Consider the following 4,086-nt stretch of genomic DNA (forward strand, 5'->3'; position numbering starts at 1 on the left):
CTGGTCGGGCCCCTGGGGGGTGAGCTTCACCCAGAACCTGACCCCCGACCCCGAGACCGGGCTCGGCAAGTGGACCGAAGAGGAGTTCCTCGCCGCCCTGCAGACCGGCCGCCATCAGGGCCGGGGCTGGCAGATCCTGCCGCCGATGCCGTGGCAGCAGTACTCGACGCTGCCCGAGGAGGACCTCAAGGCGATCTGGGCTTTCCTGCGCACGTTGCCTCCGATCCGGAACAAAGTCCCCGATCCGATCGCTCCGCCTGCCCCGCCGGCCGCACCGGCCAGGTAACCCACCGCAGTCGCCGGACGCTTCGGCGTGCGGCAGAATCGGGCGGCGGTTTCGCGCGCTTCTTACGTAGAATGCGCGCGGAGCCACCGCCAGGTTGATCACGCCCGAGCTCGCGCGCTTCATCGAGTCCGGCATCTCGGTCCTCGTCGGGACGCGGGACGCGCGGCTGCGCCCGGACTGCGTTCGCGCGGCCGGCGTCCGGGCGGATGCCGCGGCCGGCACGCTGACAGTCTTCCTGCCCGCCGCAACCGCCGAGCGCGCGCTCGCCAATCTCGCCGATAACGGCCGCATCGCCGTCACCGTCACCCGCGCGATCGACCATCGCTCGCTGCAGATCAAGGGCGGAGTGGTCGAGGTCCGCCCGTCGTCGCCCGACGAGCAGAGCTTCATCGAGCGCTATCTCGAACTGCTGGCCGTCGACTGGGGGCACGTCGGCGTACCGCGCAAGTCGACGCGCTCGATGAACGCCTGGCCGGCGTATACCGTCCACCTGCGCGCCGAGACCCTGTTCGAGCAGACCCCCGGCCCGGACGCCGGGCAGCGCCTGACGCCGGAGGCGGCGGCGCAGTCGCATCGCGCGGGTGCTCGATGAAGATCAGGCTCGAAGATCTCCAGGCCTGCTTCCAGGGCGTCATTCCGGCGACGATGGCGACCGCCGACGCCGAGGGCGAACCGAACGTCACCTACATCTCGCAGGTCTACTACGTCGACCCGAGCCACGTCGCGCTCTCCTGCCAGTTCTTCAACAAGACGCGGCGCAACGTCGCCGAGAACCCCTATGCGGCGGTCGATCTCTGGGACCCGCGGACGTTCGAGCTCTACCGCCTCGAGCTGCGCTTCGACCATCTCGAAACCGCGGGTCCACTGTTCGACACCATGGCGGCGCGCATCCAGGTGATCGCCTCGCACTCCGGCATGAAGGGGATCTTCCGGCTGCTCTCGGCCGACGTCTACGAAGTCCTGTCGCTGCGCCGGGTGGCGGAGTTCGTCGATCCGCTCGCCTCGCCGCCGGCCGAGCCGGCTGACTGGGATCCCGAGAGCCCGAGCCATCCGCCCCCGGACCAGCTTTCTGAGCTGCGCGGCCTGCAGGCGATTTCGGGCAGGATCGCCCGCGCGCACGATCTCGAAGAGCTGTTGGCGACGACGCTCGCGGGGCTCGACGAGCTCTTCACCTTCGGCCATTCGATGGTCCTCGTCCCCGACGATCGCGAGTGCCGCCTGGTGGCGATCGCCAGTCGCGGCTACGGAGCCGAAGGGGTGGGCGGCGAGATCGCCATTGGCGACGGCGTCATGGGGATCGCCGCGGCCGAGCGCCGGATGATCCGGGTGGCCGGCGTCGGCACGGAGATCCGCTACGGACGCACGATCCGCGAGCGCTTCGCCGACCGCGAGGGCAGGCGCGACCTGGCGCCCGAGATTCCGTTGCCCGGCCTGCCCGACGCCCGCGCCCAGCTCGCCCTGCCTCTGCTTGCCGGCGACCGGCTGGTGGGCGTGCTCGGTTTCGAGAGCCGCGATCCGCTGGCCTTCGACGAGTGGGACGAAGCGTTCCTGCAGATCGTCGCCAACCAGATCGCCATGGGCATCGACCGCATGCAGGAGGACGAGGAAGAGGCAGCGCCGGCGGTGCCGGCGCGCCCAGCGCTCGAAGCGCCGGCGGAGTGCGATCGCAAGTTGCGCTTCGTCTATTTCCGCAACGACGAAACGATCTTCCTGGGCGACGAGTACCTGGTGCGCAACGTGCCGGCGAAGATCTTCTGGAAGATCTTGAACCAGCATCAGCGCGAGGGGCGCACCGAGTTCTCCAACCGCGAGCTGCGCATGGATCCCTCTCTCGGTCTGCCCGGCTACAAGGACAACCTCGAGAGCCGGCTGATCCTGCTCCGCAAGCGCCTGGCCGAGAAGTGCCCCTGGGTGCGCATGGTGCCGGTACGCCGCGGCCGCTTCGCGCTCGAGATCGAGAGCGCCGTCGAGCTCATCGAGCGCGACTCGGCCTGAGCGGCGCCGACTCCGGCCGGTCGCCCGTCGCCCTGTCCCTGAGCCGTCCACGGCGGGCCATGGACAGGAGGCGGCCAATGGTCTAGCGTTCTTCCAAGGCTTTCCTGAAATCTTGCAGGTTGCGGTTGGCGCTCGAAGCGCGCACTTCCCGGGGGGGATGTCTGTGGTGCTTGGCCTTGCCGTTGTCTGCTTTCTGCTCGTTGCTGACGCATCCGCGCTGCCGCCCGCGACTCCGGATGAAGCCCAGTCTGTGCTGGCGCGCGTCGGCGAAGTGCTCCTCACGGTTGACGACTTCGAACGCGAGTGGACGCGCGTGGCGCGCAGTGCCAGGGCTTCCGCCTCGGTGGAGCACCAGCGGCGGCAGCTGCTCGACGAGATGATCGGCTTCCGCCTGCGCGTCGCGGCGGCCCGTGCCGCCGGTCTCGATCGCGATCCGGAGCTCGTCGCCTCGTTCGAGAAGGCGCTGGTGCGCCGCCTCGACGAGAAGTGGATCGAGGAACACCCTGCCGATCTCGTGGTCACCGACGAGGAGATCGCCGCCGCCTATGCCGCGCGGCAGGAGAGCTACCGGCTGCCGGCGCGCTCCCGCGCGGCGCTGATCTCGATCGCCGCCGCGAAGGGCAGCGACCGCAAGGCGGCGCAGAGACGCGCTGAGAAGGCGCTCGACGAAGCGCGCAGGCTGCCGCCCACGCCGCCGGACTTCGGAGCGCTCGCGGTGACCTACTCCGAGGAGCGCGCGAGCCGGTACCAGGGTGGCGATATCGGTTGGCTCATCGCTGGCGAGGCGAATCGCTGGCCACCGGAAGTCACCGCCGCGATCTTCGCCCTCGAATCCCCCGGCGCCCTGTCGCCGCTCGTCGAAACCACCGATGCCTTCTACCTCGTGCGCCTGGTGGCGCGGGAGGAGAGCCGCCTGCGGCCGTTGGCGAGCGTCGGCGAAGCCTTGCGCGGCGAGCTCCAGCGCGAGAAGTACCAGGCGCTGCGCGCCGCCCAGATCGCGGCGCTGACCGCGAGTTTTCCCGTTGCCGTCGATGAAGCGCTGTTCGAGAAGCTCGAGCCCGCAGCCGTCCGTCCTCCGCCCTTGCCCGGAGAGAGGTGAGTCGAATGCACGTGCCCCGCCGTCCACTCTTCCTGCTGTTCGCGAGCCTGCTCGGCGCGACGACAGTCCCCGCCCACGGCTACAACGAGAGCTGCTCGGGCGGCTTCTGCACCCAGCAGTTCAGTCTGGTGACCGGGTGGAACGCAGTCTGGCTCGAGGTACAGCCCGAACCCGACGACTCCGAGACGGTGTTCAGCGGCCTGCCGCTCAGCAGCGTCTGGACCTGGAATCCGCGGTCGAGCGTCGAGTTCGTCCAGGACCCGAGCGAGGAGCGGCTGCAGATGACCGACTTCCTCGGCTACTTTCCGCCGGAGCGCCCGGAGTCGTTCGTCAACAACCTGCAGGCAGTGAAGGCCTACCGCCCCTATCTGATCCGCGTCACCTCCCCGGCGACCTGGACGGTCACCGGTCGGCCGTCGCTGCGGGCGCCGCGCTGGCTGCCCTCGTCCTACAACCTGGTCGGGGCGCCGGTCGATCCGACCGGCGCGGCGCCTTCGCTGCAGACTTTCTTCCGCGGCTCGAGCGCCCATGCCGGCCGGGCTGCTTTCCGGCTGTCACCGGACGGCACCTGGAATCCGATCGCCCCCGGCGATCTCCTGCGCACCGGCGAGGCGTTCTGGATCTGGACCGAAGGCGGGTCGCAGTTCCAGGGTCCTTTCGACATCGAGATTCCGCTCAAGGACGGGCTCGACTTCGGCGCCAGCCT

At 69.7% G+C, this 4,086-nt stretch carries 4 protein-coding genes and 1 pseudogene; all 5 read left to right on the forward strand.

Annotated features, from left to right (window positions below):
• A pseudogene (locus KBA23_RS16045) lies at window positions 1–286 on the forward strand (hypothetical protein); the annotation flags it as partial.
• Window positions 287–380: 94 nt separating this feature from the next.
• The gene (locus tag KBA23_RS16050; protein ID WP_290743060.1) at window positions 381–878 is read left to right on the forward strand and encodes a pyridoxamine 5'-phosphate oxidase family protein; all 498 of its coding nucleotides are present in this window, start codon (window positions 381–383) and stop codon (window positions 876–878) included.
• Complete coding sequence (locus KBA23_RS16055) at window positions 875–2,281, forward strand: GAF domain-containing protein (protein WP_290743063.1); 1,407 nt, start codon at window positions 875–877, stop codon at window positions 2,279–2,281. The genes KBA23_RS16050 and KBA23_RS16055 overlap by 4 nt, the downstream gene beginning before the upstream one ends.
• A gap of 166 nt (window positions 2,282–2,447) precedes the next feature.
• Window positions 2,448–3,380 (forward strand): peptidylprolyl isomerase, encoded by a 933-nt coding sequence (locus tag KBA23_RS16060; protein WP_290743066.1) that lies wholly within the window; start codon window positions 2,448–2,450, stop codon window positions 3,378–3,380.
• Between the two features lie 5 nt (window positions 3,381–3,385).
• The coding region (locus KBA23_RS16065; RefSeq protein WP_290743068.1) for a hypothetical protein at window positions 3,386–4,086 on the forward strand (701 nt) is incomplete at its 3' end.

The sequence above is a fragment of the Amaricoccus sp. genome (assembly GCF_017995835.1).
Taxonomy (GTDB): domain Bacteria; phylum Pseudomonadota; class Alphaproteobacteria; order Rhodobacterales; family Rhodobacteraceae; genus Amaricoccus.

Coding starts and splice junctions, on each gene's coding strand:
- KBA23_RS16055 (WP_290743063.1), top strand. CDS start 875: ATGAAGATCAGGCTCGAAGATCTCCAGGCCTGCTTCCAGGGCGTCATT.